The organism is Marinomonas primoryensis (assembly GCF_013372285.1).
GTDB lineage: Bacteria > Pseudomonadota > Gammaproteobacteria > Pseudomonadales > Marinomonadaceae > Marinomonas > Marinomonas primoryensis.
The window spans coordinates 2,768,237-2,786,224 of sequence record NZ_CP054301.1 but is presented as its reverse complement, the minus strand read 5'-3'; the positions used below and the strand labels follow the sequence as shown (position 1 = coordinate 2,786,224).

20 protein-coding genes are annotated in these 17,988 nt (G+C 43.4%); 8 read left to right on the top strand and 12 right to left on the bottom strand.

What is annotated here, in order from left to right:
* Positions 1–11: 11 nt before the first annotated feature.
* Positions 12–638 (top strand): uracil-DNA glycosylase family protein, encoded by a 627-nt coding sequence (locus MP3633_RS12875; protein WP_176335850.1) that lies wholly within the window; start codon positions 12–14, stop codon positions 636–638.
* On the opposite strand, the gene MP3633_RS12870 is transcribed toward MP3633_RS12875, so the two are convergent.
* Entirely contained in the window at positions 607–1,074 is a 468-nt protein-coding gene (locus tag MP3633_RS12870) for a GNAT family N-acetyltransferase (protein ID WP_176335849.1), read from the bottom strand. The genes MP3633_RS12875 and MP3633_RS12870 overlap by 32 nt on opposite strands.
* 64 nt (positions 1,075–1,138) lie before the next feature.
* Here MP3633_RS12870 and MP3633_RS12865 point away from each other — a divergent pair, with 64 nt between their 5' ends.
* The gene (locus MP3633_RS12865; protein ID WP_176335848.1) at positions 1,139–1,495 is read left to right on the top strand and encodes a MerR family transcriptional regulator; all 357 of its coding nucleotides are present in this window, start codon (positions 1,139–1,141) and stop codon (positions 1,493–1,495) included.
* 61 nt (positions 1,496–1,556) lie between these two features.
* Complete coding sequence (locus tag MP3633_RS12860) at positions 1,557–1,934, top strand: carboxymuconolactone decarboxylase family protein (RefSeq protein ID WP_176335847.1); 378 nt, start codon at positions 1,557–1,559, stop codon at positions 1,932–1,934.
* A gap of 184 nt (positions 1,935–2,118) precedes the next feature.
* Here MP3633_RS12860 and MP3633_RS12855 read toward each other — a convergent pair whose 3' ends face one another.
* Together MP3633_RS12855 and MP3633_RS12850 are read right to left on the bottom strand one after the other, a co-directional pair.
* On the bottom strand, positions 2,119–2,322 hold the full coding sequence (locus MP3633_RS12855) for an RSP_7527 family protein (RefSeq protein WP_112137616.1): 204 nt from the start codon (positions 2,320–2,322) through the stop codon (positions 2,119–2,121).
* Positions 2,323–2,518: 196 nt separating this feature from the next.
* Positions 2,519–2,992: an Lrp/AsnC family transcriptional regulator gene (locus MP3633_RS12850; protein WP_112137617.1), complete on the bottom strand. Its 474-nt coding sequence runs from the start codon at positions 2,990–2,992 to the stop codon at positions 2,519–2,521.
* Between the two features lie 150 nt (positions 2,993–3,142).
* On the opposite strand from MP3633_RS12850, the gene MP3633_RS12845 reads away from it, so the two are divergent.
* Positions 3,143–4,378: an aminotransferase class V-fold PLP-dependent enzyme gene (locus MP3633_RS12845; protein ID WP_176335846.1), complete on the top strand. Its 1,236-nt coding sequence runs from the start codon at positions 3,143–3,145 to the stop codon at positions 4,376–4,378.
* Positions 4,379–4,421: 43 nt separating this feature from the next.
* On the opposite strand, the gene bluB is transcribed toward MP3633_RS12845, so the two are convergent.
* The 4 genes from bluB to MP3633_RS12825 all read right to left on the bottom strand — a co-directional run bounded on the left by bluB (position 4,422) and on the right by MP3633_RS12825 (position 7,851).
* The gene (gene bluB, locus MP3633_RS12840; protein ID WP_112137621.1) at positions 4,422–5,072 is read right to left on the bottom strand and encodes a 5,6-dimethylbenzimidazole synthase; all 651 of its coding nucleotides are present in this window, start codon (positions 5,070–5,072) and stop codon (positions 4,422–4,424) included.
* A gap of 119 nt (positions 5,073–5,191) precedes the next feature.
* Complete coding sequence (locus tag MP3633_RS12835) at positions 5,192–5,719, bottom strand: hypothetical protein (RefSeq protein ID WP_176335845.1); 528 nt, start codon at positions 5,717–5,719, stop codon at positions 5,192–5,194.
* A 99-nt stretch (positions 5,720–5,818) separates the two neighbouring features.
* Positions 5,819–7,585 carry a sodium:solute symporter family protein gene (locus MP3633_RS12830; RefSeq protein WP_176335844.1) on the bottom strand — a complete coding sequence of 589 codons (1,767 nt, stop codon included), beginning with the start codon at positions 7,583–7,585 and terminating at the stop codon, positions 5,819–5,821.
* Positions 7,586–7,590: 5 nt separating this feature from the next.
* Positions 7,591–7,851, bottom strand: coding sequence for a DUF4212 domain-containing protein (locus MP3633_RS12825; RefSeq protein ID WP_112137625.1), 261 nt, complete (start codon positions 7,849–7,851; stop codon positions 7,591–7,593).
* A 154-nt stretch (positions 7,852–8,005) separates the two neighbouring features.
* Between MP3633_RS12825 and MP3633_RS12820 the strand changes: the two genes are divergently transcribed.
* From MP3633_RS12820 to MP3633_RS12805, 4 genes are read left to right on the top strand one after another with little or no spacing between them, the layout of a single operon-like run.
* Entirely contained in the window at positions 8,006–8,254 is a 249-nt protein-coding gene (locus tag MP3633_RS12820) for a DUF6500 family protein (RefSeq protein ID WP_176335843.1), read from the top strand.
* A gap of 12 nt (positions 8,255–8,266) precedes the next feature.
* Positions 8,267–8,650 carry a VOC family protein gene (locus MP3633_RS12815; RefSeq protein ID WP_176335842.1) on the top strand — a complete coding sequence of 128 codons (384 nt, stop codon included), beginning with the start codon at positions 8,267–8,269 and terminating at the stop codon, positions 8,648–8,650.
* Positions 8,647–9,135, top strand: coding sequence for a GNAT family N-acetyltransferase (locus tag MP3633_RS12810; protein ID WP_176335841.1), 489 nt, complete (start codon positions 8,647–8,649; stop codon positions 9,133–9,135). Before MP3633_RS12815 ends, MP3633_RS12810 begins: the two co-directional genes overlap by 4 nt.
* A 45-nt stretch (positions 9,136–9,180) precedes the next feature.
* Positions 9,181–9,648, top strand: coding sequence for an MOSC domain-containing protein (locus tag MP3633_RS12805; protein WP_112137631.1), 468 nt, complete (start codon positions 9,181–9,183; stop codon positions 9,646–9,648).
* Positions 9,649–9,687: 39 nt separating this feature from the next.
* On the opposite strand, the gene MP3633_RS12800 is transcribed toward MP3633_RS12805, so the two are convergent.
* The 5 genes from MP3633_RS12800 to MP3633_RS12780 form a co-directional block, all read right to left on the bottom strand.
* Positions 9,688–11,346 (bottom strand): aminotransferase class V-fold PLP-dependent enzyme, encoded by a 1,659-nt coding sequence (locus MP3633_RS12800; RefSeq protein ID WP_176335840.1) that lies wholly within the window; start codon positions 11,344–11,346, stop codon positions 9,688–9,690.
* Between the two features lie 45 nt (positions 11,347–11,391).
* Entirely contained in the window at positions 11,392–11,862 is a 471-nt protein-coding gene (locus MP3633_RS12795) for an Lrp/AsnC family transcriptional regulator (protein ID WP_112137634.1), read from the bottom strand.
* A 189-nt stretch (positions 11,863–12,051) separates the two neighbouring features.
* Positions 12,052–15,306 (bottom strand): efflux RND transporter permease subunit, encoded by a 3,255-nt coding sequence (locus MP3633_RS12790; protein ID WP_176335839.1) that lies wholly within the window; start codon positions 15,304–15,306, stop codon positions 12,052–12,054.
* Positions 15,303–16,493, bottom strand: a complete 1,191-nt coding sequence (locus MP3633_RS12785) for an efflux RND transporter periplasmic adaptor subunit (RefSeq protein WP_176335838.1) — start codon at positions 16,491–16,493, stop codon at positions 15,303–15,305. Before MP3633_RS12785 ends, MP3633_RS12790 begins: the two co-directional genes overlap by 4 nt.
* Positions 16,493–17,869 (bottom strand): TolC family protein, encoded by a 1,377-nt coding sequence (locus MP3633_RS12780; protein ID WP_176335837.1) that lies wholly within the window; start codon positions 17,867–17,869, stop codon positions 16,493–16,495. The genes MP3633_RS12785 and MP3633_RS12780 overlap by 1 nt, the downstream gene beginning before the upstream one ends.
* Positions 17,870–17,988 lie beyond the last annotated feature (119 nt).

Sequence of the window (17,988 nt, the reverse complement as noted above, 5' to 3'; positions counted from 1 at the left end):
GAGACAGGTTTATGTCACAAGAAACTTTCATAGCATTAAAAGAGGCCGTTTTATCTTGCCAGCATTGTGCGAGTCTTCTTCCAAATCCCCCTGAACCGATTATTCAAATTCATCCTAGTGCAAAAATACTCATTGCAGGTCAGGCTCCGGGGCAAAAGGCCCATGATAGTGGCCGCCCTTTTGATGATCTTAGTGGTGATCGGTTAAGAGATTGGCTTGGTGTGCCTGTGAACGTATTTTATGACGCCCAGCAAGTGGCTATTTTACCAATGGGCTTTTGTTTCCCTGGCCATGCTTATTATAAGAGTGGGCCGTCAGCAGGAAAGATATCTGGGGATGTACCGCCACGTCCTGAATGCGCCGTAAAGTGGCGTGAGACCATATTGAATCAGCTTACTCATGTTGAGTTGACGGTTGTACTAGGTGCTTATGCCCAAAAATATCATTTAGGACGTTCAGGCAATCTCACAGAACAGGTTAAAGCGTGGCAGTATTGGTTGGAACAGGGAATATTGGTTTTACCTCACCCTAGTCCTCGAAATAATCGCTGGTTGAAGCAAAACCCTTGGTTTGAAGCTGAGGTTTTGCCAGCGCTCAAACAACGGGTTAACGCGTTACTTCAAGTTCCCGCGTCATAATATAATGTTCTATGCCATCTTCCATGTAAGGCGCGGAAACCGTTATAAAACCGTGGGATTTATAAAAATTTTCAAGATGCGATTGAGCGCCAATTTTGATCGGACTGGTTGGCCATAGAGTCGTTGCATGTTTAATTGCATGACTCATCAATGTATGACCCATTTTATCCTTGCGGCTTTGCGGTGCAACAACGACGCGTCCTATGCTGCTGTAACCTGAATACGAATCACCTTCGGCCAACAATCTTGCATAGGCTACGAGTTGATTGTCTTGTAAGGCAAAAAGATGTTGAGTGCTGGGTAATGTATCCAAGCCGTCTAATTCCGGAAAAGGGCAGTTCTGCTCAACCACAAAAACATCACAGCGAAGTCTAAGTAAATCATAAAGGATGTGAGTAGACAGCTCGTTAAACGGCTGACAATGCCATGTTATCATTACTTTTTTCCATCAAATTATTGTTCGATCTTGTTGGCTTATATTATGCCTAGGAAGTCGTATTATGAACATGAAAGAGTTCTCATTGTGCGTTGGATTATCGGCTCATACATTGCGTTATTACGAAAAAATCGGATTGATAAAAAATGTTCAACGTAATACCAGTGGTCATCGGTCTTATACAAAAAAAGAGGTAGATTGGGTTGGTTTTATTGTTCGTTTGAAAGAAACGGGGATGGCTCTGGAAAATATACTGCAGTACGCGGAATTACGAGAGGTCGGGGTAATGACAGTCTTTGAACGTCAGCAACTGTTAGAGCGCCATAAAGAACGGTTAAAAGCGCACATAGTGTTGCAGCAGAACCATCTAGAGGCGCTAGACAGGAAGATTGATTTGTATAAAGCCAACAAAGTGAGTTGACTTAGAGTTTGCTCTAACTTGTAAGGTGTTGCTTCTTTAAGAAAATGAATAGGAGTACACCATGGATAACTCAAGATTTGACTTAGGTTTAGCGCTGCTTTCTAAGATTGACGGAGAAGCGGGGCATAATGTGATAGATAGCCTGCAAGACATTTGCCCTGATTTGGCTCGATTCACCATTGAATATCCATTTGGTGATATTTACTCACGACCCGGCTTGGATCTTAAGTCCAGAGAGATCGCCACCGTCGCAGCATTAACCGCGTTAGGTAATTGCCGACCTCAACTTAAAGTCCACCTGAACGCTGCTTTAAATGTTGGTTGCAGTGAAGACGAAATAAAAGAAGTGTTATTGCAAATGTCAGTCTACGCAGGCTTTCCATCGGCATTGAATGGCATGTTTGCTTTCAAAGAAGTGTTGCAAGAACGACAGAACTAAAAGACTGAATTAAAAATTTTAAAGAAAATAAATAGAGTGGAGTAACTCGAAAAAGGAGCAGGGAAGCGCTTATGTTATTATTTTAGCGCTGTTTCCTTTTTTAGAAAATCCGTTGGACTAAGCCAAAATATCTTCTTTTAGAAGAAGACGCTTACCCAATTGAACTTTATATTAGCGGTATTGATTAAGCGTGCTGAGCAGAAGATGATACGAAAACGGCTTTTAATTTCAGTGCTGCTTTTTTAACGGCTTTAATAGCAGAAGATATACCTGCAACAATGTATTCAGCGCGTTCTGCACGTGCGATTGCTTCGTATTTTTCAGCGTCTGTTAGGTATGCTGAGTTAACGTTTGCTAATAATTCAGCAATAGTTTGATTGTTTTTCATCGTGTTTTCCTTATCCATGGTTGTTTGAAATCAACATCAAAACAAACTGTGTTTTGATGTTGATATAGTAGGAATTCCACGTAAATAAGACAAACGATATAAAATACACCAATAGCTGAATAAAACTAATCAATCGGACAGTAATAGAATAATTGAGCAGATAATAGGGTCATTTGAAAGTGTAATTCATTCAGTATTAGACGTTATCAAGAGGGCTGCCATCTTGTTTGGCGGTGTCTAAACAAATATAAGATTTTGTACTCACTACATCAGCGTGAGCATAAAGTTGTTTGACAACCAAATCCGTAAATTCAGCCATGTTTTTGGCACACACTTCTACGATTAAATCCACATCACCAGTGACACCATGCACATTTATCGCTGCGCTTTGTTGTTGTAGGAAATGCATCACGTTATCCCGTGCATTTGGTGTATCTTTACTGACGGTCACCAGAGTCCAAGCCATGACACTATAGCCGAGCTTTTGATAGTTCACTTTTGCTCGGTAGCCGCTAATAACGTTCATTTCTTCTAATAAGCGTAAGCGTCTTAAACATTGTGATTGAGACAGGTTGATGGCTTGAGCCAGTTGAGTATTGCTTATACGACCATTTTTCTCTAATGCTTTGATTATTTTGTAGTCTGTACGGTCTAAGGTGATTTCTTTCATTTATCGCTCTATTCAAACAAAAATATTGTATTAAGTTAGTAATCTTTCTTTGAAATAGCAAACAACTTGCGTGTTTTATTCTCTATACTTTTGCCATAGTATTTTGCTTTTCTAGGCAAAAATTACGGTTGCTTTTAAGAGGATAAGGTTATGGCACCTTTGTTAGATTTGGCGTTCGTTCGTTCTCAATTTCCGGCTTTTAAAGAGCCATCTTTATCCGGTCAGGCTTTTTTTGATAATGCAGGTGGTTCCTATGCTTGCAAAGCCGTTATTGATCATTTGGACCAGTATTACCGAGAAACAAAACTCCAGCCTTATCACCTTCACCCTGCTGCACAAAAAGCCGGTGCGCAGATGGATTTGGCTTATAAACGCTTAGCGTCCTATTTGAATGTAGATACAAGTGAAGTACACCTTGGGCCTTCGACTTCTCAGAATACGTATGTGCTGGCACAGGCGTTTGGCAAGATTCTGAAAGAAGGCGATGAGGTTATTGTGACCAATCAAGATCACGAAGCGAACATCGGTGTTTGGCGTGCTTTGTCGTCTCGTGGCGTCGTCATTAAAGAGTGGCGAGTTGATTCGAAAACGGGGTCTTTGAATATCAACGATCTAGAGCAACTTTTTACTAAACGAACCAAGTTATTGGCGTTCACTCATTGTTCCAATGTGGTGGCAGAAATCAACCCAGTAGCAGAAATTTGCGCGCGAGCAAGAGCGGCAAATGTGATGACACTGGTTGATGGTGTGTCGTTTGCGGGCCATGGGTTACCAGATATAGATGCACTCGGCGCCGATGTTTATTTATTTTCGCTTTATAAAGCGTATGGCACGCATCTTGGTGTGATGGTTATTCGTAATGCCATTGCAGATAAACTAGGCAATCAAGCGCATTATTTTAATGAAGCCTATCGTCAAAAATGGTTTGTACCTGCAGGTCCAGATCATGCTCAAGTAGCAGCCAGTCGTGGTGTGCTGGACTATTTTGATGCCTTGCATGATTATCATTTTGATGAGGGCGGTTCAGCTCTTGAAAAGGCCCAACGTGTAAGAGTATTGTTTCATGACGCCGAGCAGGTGTTGTTAGCTAAGTTGCTTAAATATATTGATCAACATCCTAAACTGACATTGCTTGGTCCTACTGATCCTTTAAAAAGAGCGGCGACGGTTGCTATTATTCCTAAAGGCCAAACACCTCAAGAACTGGCTCAAAAACTGGTTGATCAAGGTATTATTTGTGGTGCAGGCCATTTTTATGCGGTTCGCTTGCTAGAAGCAATGGGGGTGGATTCTAATACTGGTGTTGTTAGGTTGTCATTTGTTCATTACACACAACCAGAAGAAATTGATCAGCTGATACAGGCCTTAGAAATGGCACTTAAATAGCAGTAAAAAAGGAAAGGGCGAATGTTTTTCATTCGTCCTTTCTTTATTTAGAGTCAGGCCAAGATTCAAAATGAACCGCTGAACTAACGTCTCGCCTAGGCAACCAACCTGATCTTTCAAGGTCTGGAGTGTCATGAAAAATGTCGACATAACCCACGCATAAATACGCAATAATATCGATGGATTCGGGGATGTTGAGTGTGTCGCGTATGACATGATCGTGAACAATACTTACCCAGCCCACTCCGAGGTTTTCAGCCCTCGCCGCTAACCATAGGTTTTGCACTGCACATACGGAACTGAATAAATCCATTTCCGGTTTAGCGGTTCGGCCTAAGACAACGGAACCGGTTCTACTACGATCACAGGTGACGCAAATACCCAATGGCGCTTCTTCAATACCTTCAAGTTTAAGGCTTTTATAGTCTTCTTTGCGCTGACCTTCAAATAGCTCAGTCGCTTCTGCATGAGCTTGTAGAAAACCTTGTTTGATTTTCGTTTTGGATTCAGGGCTTTGCACAATAATGAAATCCCAAGGCTGCATAAAACCAACGCTTGGTGCGTGGTGAGCTGCGAGCAATACGCGCTCTAGAACATCATTAGGGATGGGGTCTGGTTTGAACTCTCTGCGCACATCACGACGCGAAAAAATAGTTTTGTAAACCGCGTCTCGTTCTTCTTGAGTGATGTTCATAAATATCGACTTTCATTATTAGAAAAGTCGATATTATGGTGGTTCATGACACATTATGCCAATGAGGAAAACTCGGGATGAAGAGAGTTAAATTTGATAGTTTGAAGCCGGCTAGTTTTCTAAGCTTGATTGTCACACACCGCTTTTAGTAATGGGTCATCGTTTTCAAGTGGATACCATGTTGACGTTGATTCGGCTTTTGAATCTGATGATTTGGTAAAAGATTGAGTGAAGTCGGTTCTTGCGCCTTGCATACAATCGATAATCTGAGGCACACGTTTAGCCGTATGTCGACGTTCAAAGAAATATAAATCGACAAGTACAAGGTTGGGGTCAATTTTGTTTTTGGCTGAATTAGCAACATCAGCCGCTATAAAACGCATTGTTTGTGGAAAAACGTAACTCCAAGGACGCCATGGCGCTTCTTCTTGAACTGCTTTTACAACAACAATCCCTTCTGGTAATAGGCCGGTTTGATGATCGAACCAGTCATATTCGCCTTGGATTTGAAAGCCAAGCATCGCCGTACCCGCAAACACAGGAACGAGCCATTTAGGGGCGGTTTGTTTTGTTATTTTTCTTAACAACAGAGCAATACCTGCGCCGCCAATACCGGCAAAAACGGTAGCAATGAGTTCCCAAAACATAAGCGCTCTCTTTTTTGTTGAGTGGATTCTTATTATAAGGAAATCGAGTCTCACAAAGTAGTGAGACTCGATTTTAATGCAAGTATGTGTTGTTAATCTTTAGTGATCAACCGCACCACCCGCACCTTGAGGGTAACGAACGCTTTCTACAAGGTCTTGGATTTCTTTTGGCGGCGGCGCTGTCATTGAAGAGACAGTAAACGCGACGACAAAGTTAATCACGGCACCAATAGCACCAAAGGACAATGGTGATATACCGAACAACCAGTTATCTGGTGTGTTGGCAAAAGATGCTGTTCCTGGGACAAAGAACCAACCTAGGAACAAGAAGATGTAAACCAAGGTTGAGGTCAAACCCGCTAACATACCAGCAACGGCGCCGGTGCTGTTTACGCGTTTCGAGAAAATACCCATCATCAACGCTGGGAAGATAGAGGCCGCAGCAATACCGAAGGCCAATGCCACCACCTGAGCTGCGAAGCCTGGTGGGTTCATTCCTAAGTACGTGGCCACAATGATGGCGACGAACATGGATATCCTTGCGGCTCGCAATTCCCCCTTATCACTGATATTGGGGTTTATTGTGCCTTTTATTAAGTCATGACTGATCGCGGAGGATATGGCTAGCAATAAGCCTGCTGCGGTTGATAGTGCGGCCGCTAAACCACCTGCTGCGATTAGACCAACAACCCAACCTGGAAGGTTGGCAATTTCAGGGTTTGCCAATACAAGAATGTCTCGGTTAACGTCTAACTCATTGCCTTCCCAACCACGAGCTGTTGCCTCTTCTTGAAATGCTGGAACGTCGTTATAGAACTGGACACGACCATCACCATTCTTATCTTCAAACTTGATCAAACCGGTTTTTTCCCACGTTTGAACCCAATCTGGGCGCTCGGCGTATTCAATCGGTTGTTCTGTTGGACCGGATGGGTAAATCGTCGTTAATAGGTTCAGACGAGCCATAGACGCAACCGCAGGCGCTGTAAGGTACAGCAATGCGATGAAGACTAATGCCCAAGCGGCAGACCAACGTGCATCGGCTACTTTTGGTACGGTGAAGAAACGAATGATAACGTGTGGTAGACCTGCGGTACCGATCATTAAGGACAGTGTGAACAGAACCATGTTCAGTTTGTTCTCAACATCCGCTGTGTAATCACGGAAACCAAGTTCTCGAACTACTTCGTCCAGTTTTTGCAACAGAGGCAAACCAGACTCAGTGTGAGTAGAGAAAAGACCGATGGCTGGAATAAAAGTATCGGTTAGTTGCAAAGATATGAAAATAGCAGGAATGGTATAAGCAATGATTAACACAACATACTGAGCGACCTGAGTATAGGTAATGCCTTTCATTCCACCGAGTACTGCGTAGAAAAATACCACAGCAGCAGCGATCATTAAGCCGGTACTACTATCGACTTCCAAGAAGCGAGAGAAGGCCACGCCAGCCCCCGTCATTTGGCCGATAACGTAAGTAACCGATGCAATGATTAAACACGCCACAGCAACCAGTCGAGCCGTTTGGCTGTAGAAACGATCACCAATGAAGTCTGGCACAGTAAACTTACCAAATTTACGTAAGTAAGGTGCTAACAACATGGCAAGCAATACATAACCACCAGTCCAACCCATTAAGAAGGTTGAGTTAGCGTAACCACCAGCGGCAATTAAGCCGGCCATAGAGATGAAAGAGGCCGCAGACATCCAGTCTGCTGCGGTTGCCATACCGTTTAATACAGGATGGACACCACCGCCGGCGACGTAGAACTCTTTCGTTGATCCAGCTCGTGCCCAAAATGCAATACCAAAGTAGAGCGCAAAGGAACCGCCGACGAAAAGTAGGTTAATAGTAAACTGATCCATGCGACTTACTCCTGAAGGCCAAATTCTTCATCAAGCTTGTTCATTCTCCAGGCATAGAAGAAAGTCAAAATGATGAATACGAGGATGGATCCTTGCTGAGCGAACCAAAAACCGAGATCGGTTCCGCCAATATGGATGCCTGAAAGTAGGGGTCTAAATAGGATGGCACAGCCGTAGGACGCTAACGCCCAAACAATGAGGCTGCCTATAATCAGCCTTAAGTTTGCTTGCCAGTATTTTTCTGCATTAATGGTATGATCTGACACGATAGATCTCCTTATAATTATTTTTATACGCCCTGTTAATTTAGCAGGCGCTTGTTTAATAAGAAGTCAGACTTTAGTCGCATAAGGCGTCGTTATAGCAAAAAAAATGTAAGCACGAAGTGAGCGTAAATTAAGAAAAAAAGAGAGAAACGGTATGGATTTACGAACAAGAGAAAAGATTCTCGCAGTATGTCTGGAAAAAATAAAACAAAAAGGCGATGGCGTCCAAGTTTCCTTTTATGCTTTTTTTGCGAATAAGAATGACGATCCAATCACACTCATGAATGTGGCCCGTTGGTGGATTGAAAAAAATCAATTGAATCACTTCGAAAAAGCCACCAAGATTTATGCCATGGTCGAATTTATAAAAGACAAATCATTAGATAAGACAACCTCTTATTAAGGTTTTAACCATGTGACGGTGAGTGTGTCTGATTTAGATCGGTCCATCGCATTTTATTGTGATTTTCTCGGTTTTCGTGGAGAGGTGCGTTGGGCAACGGGCGCGCATTTGTCATATGGCGATTGTTGGTTGTGTTTGTCGCTTGGTGTGGTTAGTCTCAGCCAAGATTACACGCATTTTGCTTTTACTTTTGAGGCCGAAGCGATGTTACGTATTTCCAAAAAAGACGGTTACCAATCAGTGAAACAATGGCAAAAAAACACCAATGAGGGCGACTCTCTTTATCTTAAAGATTCAGATGGTTACAAATTAGAGCTGCATTCGGGCTCATTAAACACACGTCTTGAATCGCTAAGAAAAAAGCCTTATGACAACTTAATATGGTTATCAGAATGAATCTACCGTCAAATGACTCTTTCAAAAGCTTCCCTTGGGTTATTCGTCGCATCACAGTAGAAGCGGCTTTGCCTATTCGTCATCGCGTGTTGTGGCCTAACAAAACGATGGAAGAATGCCGCGTAGAAGACGATGATAGTGGTGAGCATTTTGGTGTCTTTATTAATGAAACTCTGGTTTGTGTTGCGTCGATATTTATGACGGAGCCTTTTAGTACCGCGCTTTTTAGCAAGAAACAACAAACTGCACGCCTGCGTAAATTTGCAACGATCGAGGAATATCAGAATAAAGGTATTGGGCGCTTTGTTTTAAAGCATATAATGGACTTAATGCGGCAGCAATCCGTTAGCGTATTTTGGTGCGATGCTCGAGAAAATGCCATGTCGTTTTATGAAAAGTTTGGCATGAGCGCACAAGGTGAGAGATTCTTTAAAGACGATATCCCTTATCAGAAAATGGCGGTGACTTTTCCTATATCGATATGAAAAAACGTCCTGATAGAAAAGTAAGTATGCTTTAGGAGGCAACAGTTGATTCAAGCAATTTATGTGTCGAAAAAGTCCAAGCAGTCCCAAATAGGGATTGATGCCGTAAAAGTGGATGCGGGGAAGGGGATTGTAGGCGATCGATACTATGGAAAAAAAGGCATTGATGGTCCAAATATTACTTTTGTTGAAAGCGAAGAAATTGCCGCGTTTAATGCTAACTTTGGGCAATATATTGAGCTTTCAGCCACCAGAAGAAACATTGTCACTCAAGGTGTTAGGCTTAACCAATTGGTTGGGCAAGAGTTTTCCATTGGGGATGTACGTTTTTATGGCGTGGAACTGTGTGAGCCGTGTGGCTCGTTAGGAAAATCCCTAGCCAATGACTCGCTGACATCGCCACAAGTAGTAAGAGCTTGGATTCACCGTGCTGGGTTAAGAGCCAATGTCTTGAGTACTGGAATATTACGTACGGGTATGCAGTTTAATTTGATCCAGAAAAGCGCTAATTAGAAAAAGATACTAAATAGCGCATATCTCTGGATCGTCTAATTAGACAATATCTTCAGCTAAAACAAAACGTTTAATGTCGTTGAACTCTTTATTAAACGGTTGCTCTTGTGGTGTATATAGACCTTCTAAACAGTGTTTAACAATGTCTTCCGCTTGAGTCAGATAAGCGCTTTTATCTTCTAGCTGACTTGTTTTCAGCTCTACCTTTGGCGGTTGCCATAACAGGTCATTGAGCGATTTAGGTGTTGAGGATTTTCCTTGAAAACGCCATAAATCCGAACCTTGGTCGTACGCATAATATGGCAACAGAGTCGTGCCGTGTTTGGCGACAAAATCAATAGCGTCTAAGATAAACTCCGCTTCTGCATTGTCTAAAAAATAGTTCAAATTAAAGCGAACCCAGCCTGGTTTTACCAACTTTTCGCCTTGCATCATCGCTTGTTGAATACGCTCTGATTCTGTTTTATTTATGCCTAAAAGCTGATGCCCATAAGGGCCCGCACAAGAACAGCCACCTCGCACTTGAATGCCAAACATATCATTCAGTAGCGCCGTTACAAAACCATGATGCAAATAACCAAAATCCGTTTTTATACGAAACGCCGTAATCGATATACGAGCCGCTTTAATATTGCCTAGTTGCTCTATGTTCGTATGCTGATACCAACGCTTTTCTATCATTTTCACGAGCTCATGTTCTCGTGCTTCGATTGTTTTTGCGCCAACGTTTTGTTTCAGTTGAAAAACCAATCCTGCACGGATGGACTCTACAATTCCTGGTGTTCCGCCTTCTTCACGACGTTCGCCTACCGATAAAAATGTGTGGTCTACTGGCGTGACAAAAGACACCGTTCCGCCGCCAATCAGGCTAGGTTTATCATTCTTGATAATGGCTTTTTTAACGACGAGAATGCCCGGAGTGCCAGGGCCACCAATGAATTTGTGAGTAGAAAAAAAGATAGCGTCTTTGGCCAATGCTTTATTTTTCAGTGGGTTCATATCTAGGTTTACATAAGGCGCTGCGGCGGCAAAATCCCAAAAAGCCAGCGCGCTGTAGCGATGTAATAATGCGGTTATTGCATCTTGATCACATAAGATTCCGGTGACGTTTGAAGCGGCACTAAAACTGCCAATAAGGCGTTTATGCTGATTCTTTTTGAGTTGTTCTTCTAACGTTGTTAGGCATACATCGCCTTCTTTTGCTTCTGGAATACGAACTATCTCAACGCCCAATTCTCGCCAAGGCAATTCGTTTGAATGGTGTTCGTAAGGCCCAATGAAGATGCAGGTTTGTGCTTGTTCCGTTGCACTGAGCTGACGCAAACCTAATTGACTGATGAGCGTGTTAATGGCGCTGGTGGCGCCACTGCCAGAGAACAGTACGAGATCTTCAGCGGTGGCGTTAACGGCTTCTCGAATCTGTTGACGTGCTTGTTCTCGAAATGCGGTGGTTTGTTGGCCAGTGGCGTTTGCTTCGGTGTGGGTGTTCGCATAAAAAGGCAGAACGTGTTGCCGAATGGCGTCTTCAATGAAGTCTAGGCTGCGCCCCGATGCGGTGTAATCGGCATAAGTTAACGTTCTTTGTCCAAACGGTGTGTTGATCTGAGTGTCTTTTCCGATGACGCCATCACGAATGTGGGCCAATAACGCCGCTTCATTTGTTAGGTTGGGGTTATTTTGTGTTGCTGCGATGGTCATGGATGTTTTCCTTATTGAGCTGACGCAGCAAACCTCGTTTGTCGTTTATTCTTTGAAGCGTGGCAAAGGCAACTGAGTTGTCCATTTGATCTGCTCCATAGCGAAATTGGAGGTGACATCGGTGAGTGCGGTAGCGCTAATTAATCGTTTATAAAATTTGTCGTACGCTGGAATGTCTTTCACCAGCACACGTAATAAGTAGTCGTATTCCCCTGCCATGCGATAAAATTCAACCACTTCGGGAAAATCTGCTACAACGCGAGCAAATTCTTCAGCCCAATTGACGTCATGCTGATTGGTCTTCACTTGTACAAACACGGAAACACCAAGACCAAGCTTCTCGGCGTCCAGCAGTGCGACGCGACGTTTAATAAAACCGGCTTGTTCTAGCTTTTGAACTCGTCGCCAGCAAGGCGTTTTTGACAAGCCAACTTGCTGCGCCATGGACTCTGTTGAAATACTATCATTGCTTTGTATTAAAGCAAGTAGTTGCAAATCTATCTCATCTAAGTGCATTTTGTTCTCAATATTTTGTATTTTTAGGAATAGTATTCCTTATTGTCTTGTTTTTTTAAGAAGGCTGCAACTTGGTTCCTGATTGATGTCAATAATAGGAATATCAGCGCGATATAAGGAGGGGGGTAAATGCGATTTAAAGGCGTTTTTTTTTATAAAAACACCTTTTAATCGATAAGCTTGACGCTTTTAGTTACTGCCTTGAAGAGGTTCAGAAGTTGTTGACGTTTGTTTCTTTAAACGAGCGACAAGCTCATGAATGTCTTCTTTGATCATCAAGAGTACTGGAACAAGTATCAGTGTAATGACGGTCGCAAACAGGATGCCGTACGCCAAAGATACGGCGGCAGGAATCAGCATTTGTGCTTGTCTTGAGGTTTCCCAAAGAATGGGGATTAAGCCTGCAAAGGTGGTGAATGAGGTCAGTAACACGGCTCGTAGACGACTGCGACACGCAATGCTAATGGCTTTTTTGACGTGGCTGGTTTCATGGCGTAAATCGTTAAAACGGGAAACGAGTAATAAGCTGTCATTTACCACCACACCACTGAGCGCCAAAATGCCGTTAAGGGAAAGGATGCCTAAGGTTAAGTTATTCATCCAATGGCCTAACAATGCCCCAATGATACCGAATGGAATTGCCATCATGATAATAATTGGTTGGCTGTAAGATTTAAGAGGAATCGCCAATAAACCATAAATAATCAACAGCGCAATGAGGAACATCTCAGACATAGAAGACTGTGTTTCAGCCCTTTGTTCTGCTTCCCCAGAGAAGTGCACGGACACACCAGAAAACTGGCGTTTTATTTGTGGCACAACGGCTTTTTCCAAATATTCCACGACCTCAGTAGAAGACATTTCGTCTTTATCAACTTCGGCGGATAAGTACAACGAGCGCTTACCGTCAATACGAACAATCGTCGTTTCGGCTTCTTCTTGTGATAACGTGGCGACAGAAGACAGCGGTATGCGAGTTCCATCTTCTAGCGATATTTTGGTGTTCATGACCGCAGAAGGCGATTCTTGTTGATCGTTAGGGTAACCCAAACGCACTTCCACTTCGGCGTTGTCGCGCTGGTATTCTTGCACCACCTGACCATCGAAGTTAGTAGAGACTTGAGACGCTAGGTCGCTGGTCGATAACCCCAATAAACGACCTTGTTCGTTTAGTTTCAAGACCAGGCGAGATTCGGTTGGATCGGTGTTTTGTTCTATTCCTGTGACCGCTGGTAGCGTTTCAAGTTGCTTTAATAATTCCAACATGGCGCCATTTAGTACGCTTGCGTCGTTTCCTCTGAGCTCGATTCTAAGCGCATCGACGCTTTCGCGAGCGCTTCGAATACGCAAGTTTTTCACGCCTTCTGGCATACCAGATAACTGTTGCCATTTGGTGGCAAATTGTGCAGAGGTGTAAGGTCTATCCGTTATTAATTCGATTCGAATATTACCGGACTGATCATCACTAGAGGTTACTTGAAGGTTCTTTATGGCGATCTCGCCTTTGGGTTGCGGCGTTTTTTTCACGGTAGAGCGATCTTCTATTGGCTTTTCCGGAGAAGGCTCATCTGAATTAGATTTAGATCGACGGTGCTCTGCTGTGTCGCTTCGCAACGCTATGTCCGCTTGGTAAGCGGCGTCTTCTAGGGTGAGTAACACACGGCTGGTTTGCCCATAGCTGACATCGTTGTTCATTGTCAGGCTGCCGCGAACGGTGTCCCCAGGAATTTGAGGGAAAAAGCTAATACGAATCGCGCCAGTGAATGGCATTGACATAACGAGTAGAAATACCGCGATAAAAAACAAAAAAACCGCGTATCGGTGATTAAGCGCAACGTCGATACTGGGCTTGTAAATGCGGTCACTAAACCACTGCAAACCATTGTCTGCGCCACGTTGAATCATTGCCCATACTTTGGCAATAGGATTCGTACTGGTCGATTTTCGGGTATTAATGTGCGCCAAATGCGCGGGCAAAATGATCTTAGATTCAATCACCGAGAGTATTAGGCAGATGGCGACCACAATGGCGAATTGGGAGTACAGTTGCCCCAAACGACCTTCAATGTTGGAGAGTGCCCAAAAAGCAGCGACCGTGGTGAAGACGCCAAATAAAGTCGGAATTGCCACAATCATAGTGCCTTTGATTGTGCTGCCGAGCGTGTCGCCTTCTTTGGATCGCACGGTATAAACACTTTCACCTACCACCACAGCATCGTCGACGACAATCCCTAATGCCATAATAAAACCAAAGGTGGTAAACATGTTGAGTGTCAGACCGACATTTTCTGTGCCCATAAAAAATAATGTGCCAAAAAATATAAACGGCAACCCCATGGCGACCCAGAATGCCACGGTAATGTTTAAGAAAATGGCCAACAAAATAAACACTAACAAAACGCCAGTAATCGCGTTTTCTATCATTAACTCTAATCGCTGGTTAATGGATTCACTGCGGTCATACCAAGTGCCGAGTGTGACGTTGGGAGGCAACCGACCACTGTCTTGCCAATCTTGAATCACCGCTTTAGCCGCAACAACAGAATTGGATATGTCACTGCTACCTGTGGTGAGCACTTGAATGGCCAAGCTGTTTTGTCGATTAAAGCGAGACAGAACGAATTCATCTTCATCAAAAACATCACGTATTGTGGCGATGTCACTCAGTAAAAGTTTGCCACCGTTGGCGGTGGTTTTTATGGGTATTTGTAAAAACTGGCTTTTTATATATGCTTGCTCGGAGGCGCTGATGGTTAAATAAATGTCTTCGTTGCGCAGTGTGGCCACTTTTGCTGTCGAGGATTCTGCATTAATGGCGGTGGCGATGTCGGTTAATGTCAGCTCATAAGATTCGAGTTTGTTTTTATCGATTTCCACCATCATGGTGGGATCTAACCAACCGGAAATAGACGTGGCGCTGATGTCTTCACTTGCAAGTAAATCGGATTCCAATTCATCGGTGAGCTTCTGCAAGGTGCGACGATCGGCCTGACCATACAACTGAATCCAGATGGAGTGTTCTTCACGTGTCGCTTTAGAAACGACGGCCGGATCGGCGTTGTCAGGAAAAGAGGTGATTTGATCTACATCGTCTTTTACATCATCCATCAAGGTATCTATGTTGTAACCGTCGAGCATTTCGATGCTGACTTGTGTGGAACTTGCTGTTGACGAAGTGGTGATGTTCTTAATGCCAGACGTTCCCTGCAGTGCTTGCTCAATCGGTATGGCTATGCCTTCTTCATTTTCTTTCGCGGAACCGCTGTCGTTACTAATAGAAATCGCGACACGGTTTGGCGATAAACTTGGGAAAGCTTCTTTATTAATCGAACCCATGTTCATCACGCCAAGCGTGATCATGAGGATTAATAATAGGTTTGCCGCAACAGGGTTATTAGCGAACCACGGAATAATGCCTTTGTATTGATTATCGATAGGGCTCATGGGTTATTGCCTTTTACCGATGTGGTTGTTGTATTGATAGGGGCTACAAGAGTGCCTTTTATGTAGCTGTTATAAGGCTGAATGAGTATTTGATAAGGGCTGTTTTGCATGGCTTTTGGTACTTGAATATAGACGTACTTCGAGTCGACAAAGCGAGGTGTGGTTTCAAATGCTGCGAGTCGGTTGTCTTCATCAAGATACCAGATTTCGCTTTTTTGGCTCAATGCAGTATTTGGCAAACGCCATAGGTTATCAAGCAGCTTGCCTTTTAACGTGATGGCAACAAACGATCCAGGGATAAGCGGTGGCGTGTGTTCTAGTGGTTTATTTAAACCAATAGTGAGGCTACGCATGCGAGTGGTTTCATCAACATGAAGCCCAACACTGAGGATTGTCCCTTGCCAGTTAGTCTTGTCATCAATGTTGGCAATGGTGACTGGCCAATTGGATTTAAGCAGTGTTTGAGTATCCGGTAGTTTTAACCAGTCGCTGTTGGATAAATCGATTTTTATTTCAGCGCGATCAATACTGTAAAGAGTGCCAATGTCGCTACCAGAGCTTAAATACGATCCTGGTGAAATAGTGCGTTCAACGACCAATGCATCAAACGGTGCGGTTAGCTTGGTGTTTTTTAAATTGTTTTGTGCATTCATTAGCGCGGCTTTTGCTGAGTCTAATTCGGCTTGAACAGCGGCTAATTGAGGTTCACGTAATACAAGATCGGAATCTGGCGTTTCAGTAAACCCTGATGCCTTCCATTCCGCTCTGGCTTGTTCTCCCTGGCGATTCTCTTCTTTTAATGCGAGTTCTGCACTGGCCACAGATTTTTTTGCACTGGCAACGAGACTCGTCAGTTCAGTATTTTTGAGCGTCGCTAAAAGAAGACCTTTTTTTACAATTTGACCCGATTCAAATTGATCTGAAATCTGTATAACTTCACCACTCACTTGACTGGTAATGGTCAGAGAATATCGTGGTTTGACTAATCCTGATGCTTTTATCTCGGCAGCGTAGGAGCCTAGTTTTGCGTCTATGACGGATATTTCTAATGCCTGCTCCTTAGCTTCAGGGCGAGGTTGTCGCACTTTATTATTTTGAGCTTCTATGGCGCTGGTAATGTAGAAATACACGCCCGAAATGGAGATTAGAGCCAAAGTTAACGTAATCCAGAGTGAAAACCGTTTCATTATTCGTTTGCTCCAAGCCCTAATGCGAGCCCTAAATCGACTCGGTTTGATAGATGTTGATAAATAATATCGTCAAGTTGTGCTTCTAAGTCATACATGGTGGTTTGTGCATCAATCAAATCGCTAATCTCGATTAGACCAGTTCGGTATTTTTTCTCATATTGACTGAGGTTTTTCTTTGAACTGGTTAGGGCGTCATGGATGTGTTGTTTTTGCAATGACAATACTCGCTCTTGTCCGAGGGTATTTTCGACCTCATTCACGGCGGTGAGTAGAGTGTCACGATAGTCTTGATAGGCCTGAGCTGTTTTCAGCTTGGCAATTTCGGCGGCGGCTTTTAGCTGTCCGCCTTGATAAAGTGGCTGGGTGATTTGTGCGAGTAATGACCAAATAGGCGAACCAAATAACGCGGCACTTGGGGACTCAGCGGTATCGCTTAATGTGGCACTTAAACTGATGCTAGGCAGCATGTCTTTATACGCCACGGAGGTGTTTAAATCGGCAGCTTCAATGGCTAAATAGGCTGCTTTTAAGTCGGGTCGGCGCTGAAGATTTTGTAGTGGTAACCCTTGAAAAGACAGGCTGACATCGGGATATGTCGCGTTTGCAATATAACTGAGAGATTCATTACTGCCTAAGTAAAGTTGTAGGTTACGTATTTCGATGGCTAGGTTTTCTTGGTATTCCACAAGGTCGGCTTTGGACTGAGAAACAGATGTGCGAGATTCATCTAGTGCTTCTAAATCCCCAAGACCATTTCGGAAGCGTTTAAGGATCAGTTTTTCGTTTGCGTCTAATAAGGTTAAGCGTTTTTGCTCAATATCAATGGTGTGTTGTTTGGCGGTAATGGCAAGCCAAGATTTGATGACGTTGGCGACCAAAGTGTCTCGACTGGCTTGATAAAGCGCTTCGTCACTGGCCAGTGTTTTCGTCGCGGCCTGTTCTGCTTTTGCTAATTTTTGCCATAAATCGGCTTCCCAGCTAATGCTTAAATTCGCTTTATAACTCGCATTACTTCCTTCGGTTTTACTACCAGAAAAACCAGCTTCTACGCTGGGTAATGAATCGCCATGTTGGCTTTTTATGCTCCATAAGCTGGCTTGTAATGTCAGCTGAGTTTTTTGTAGGCTCGGGTTTGCTTCCAGCGCTTTTGCAATGAGGTCGTCTAATTGTGGGTCCGCTATTAAATCGGTTAAGTGGCTAACGGTAGCGACGTTATTCATTTCATGCCACTGTGAGGATTTGATATTGCTCACTGTACTGAGTTCATTTTGGGCTAAACCAGCAAAGTCTTCGCGTTTTTCGTTACTGCTACAGGCGGTTAATAACAAACTGAGGCAAAGTACCCCTACGTTTAATACAGACGGGTTGAGCATTCAATGTGTCCTAATATAAAGAGCCAAGTTAGTAAGGCTTTTATGCGTTGTTTTCGAATGAGCCAGTTTATAGATTATTGCGTTTTTGCATCTCGTCATTAAGAAGATTTTCATTTCTT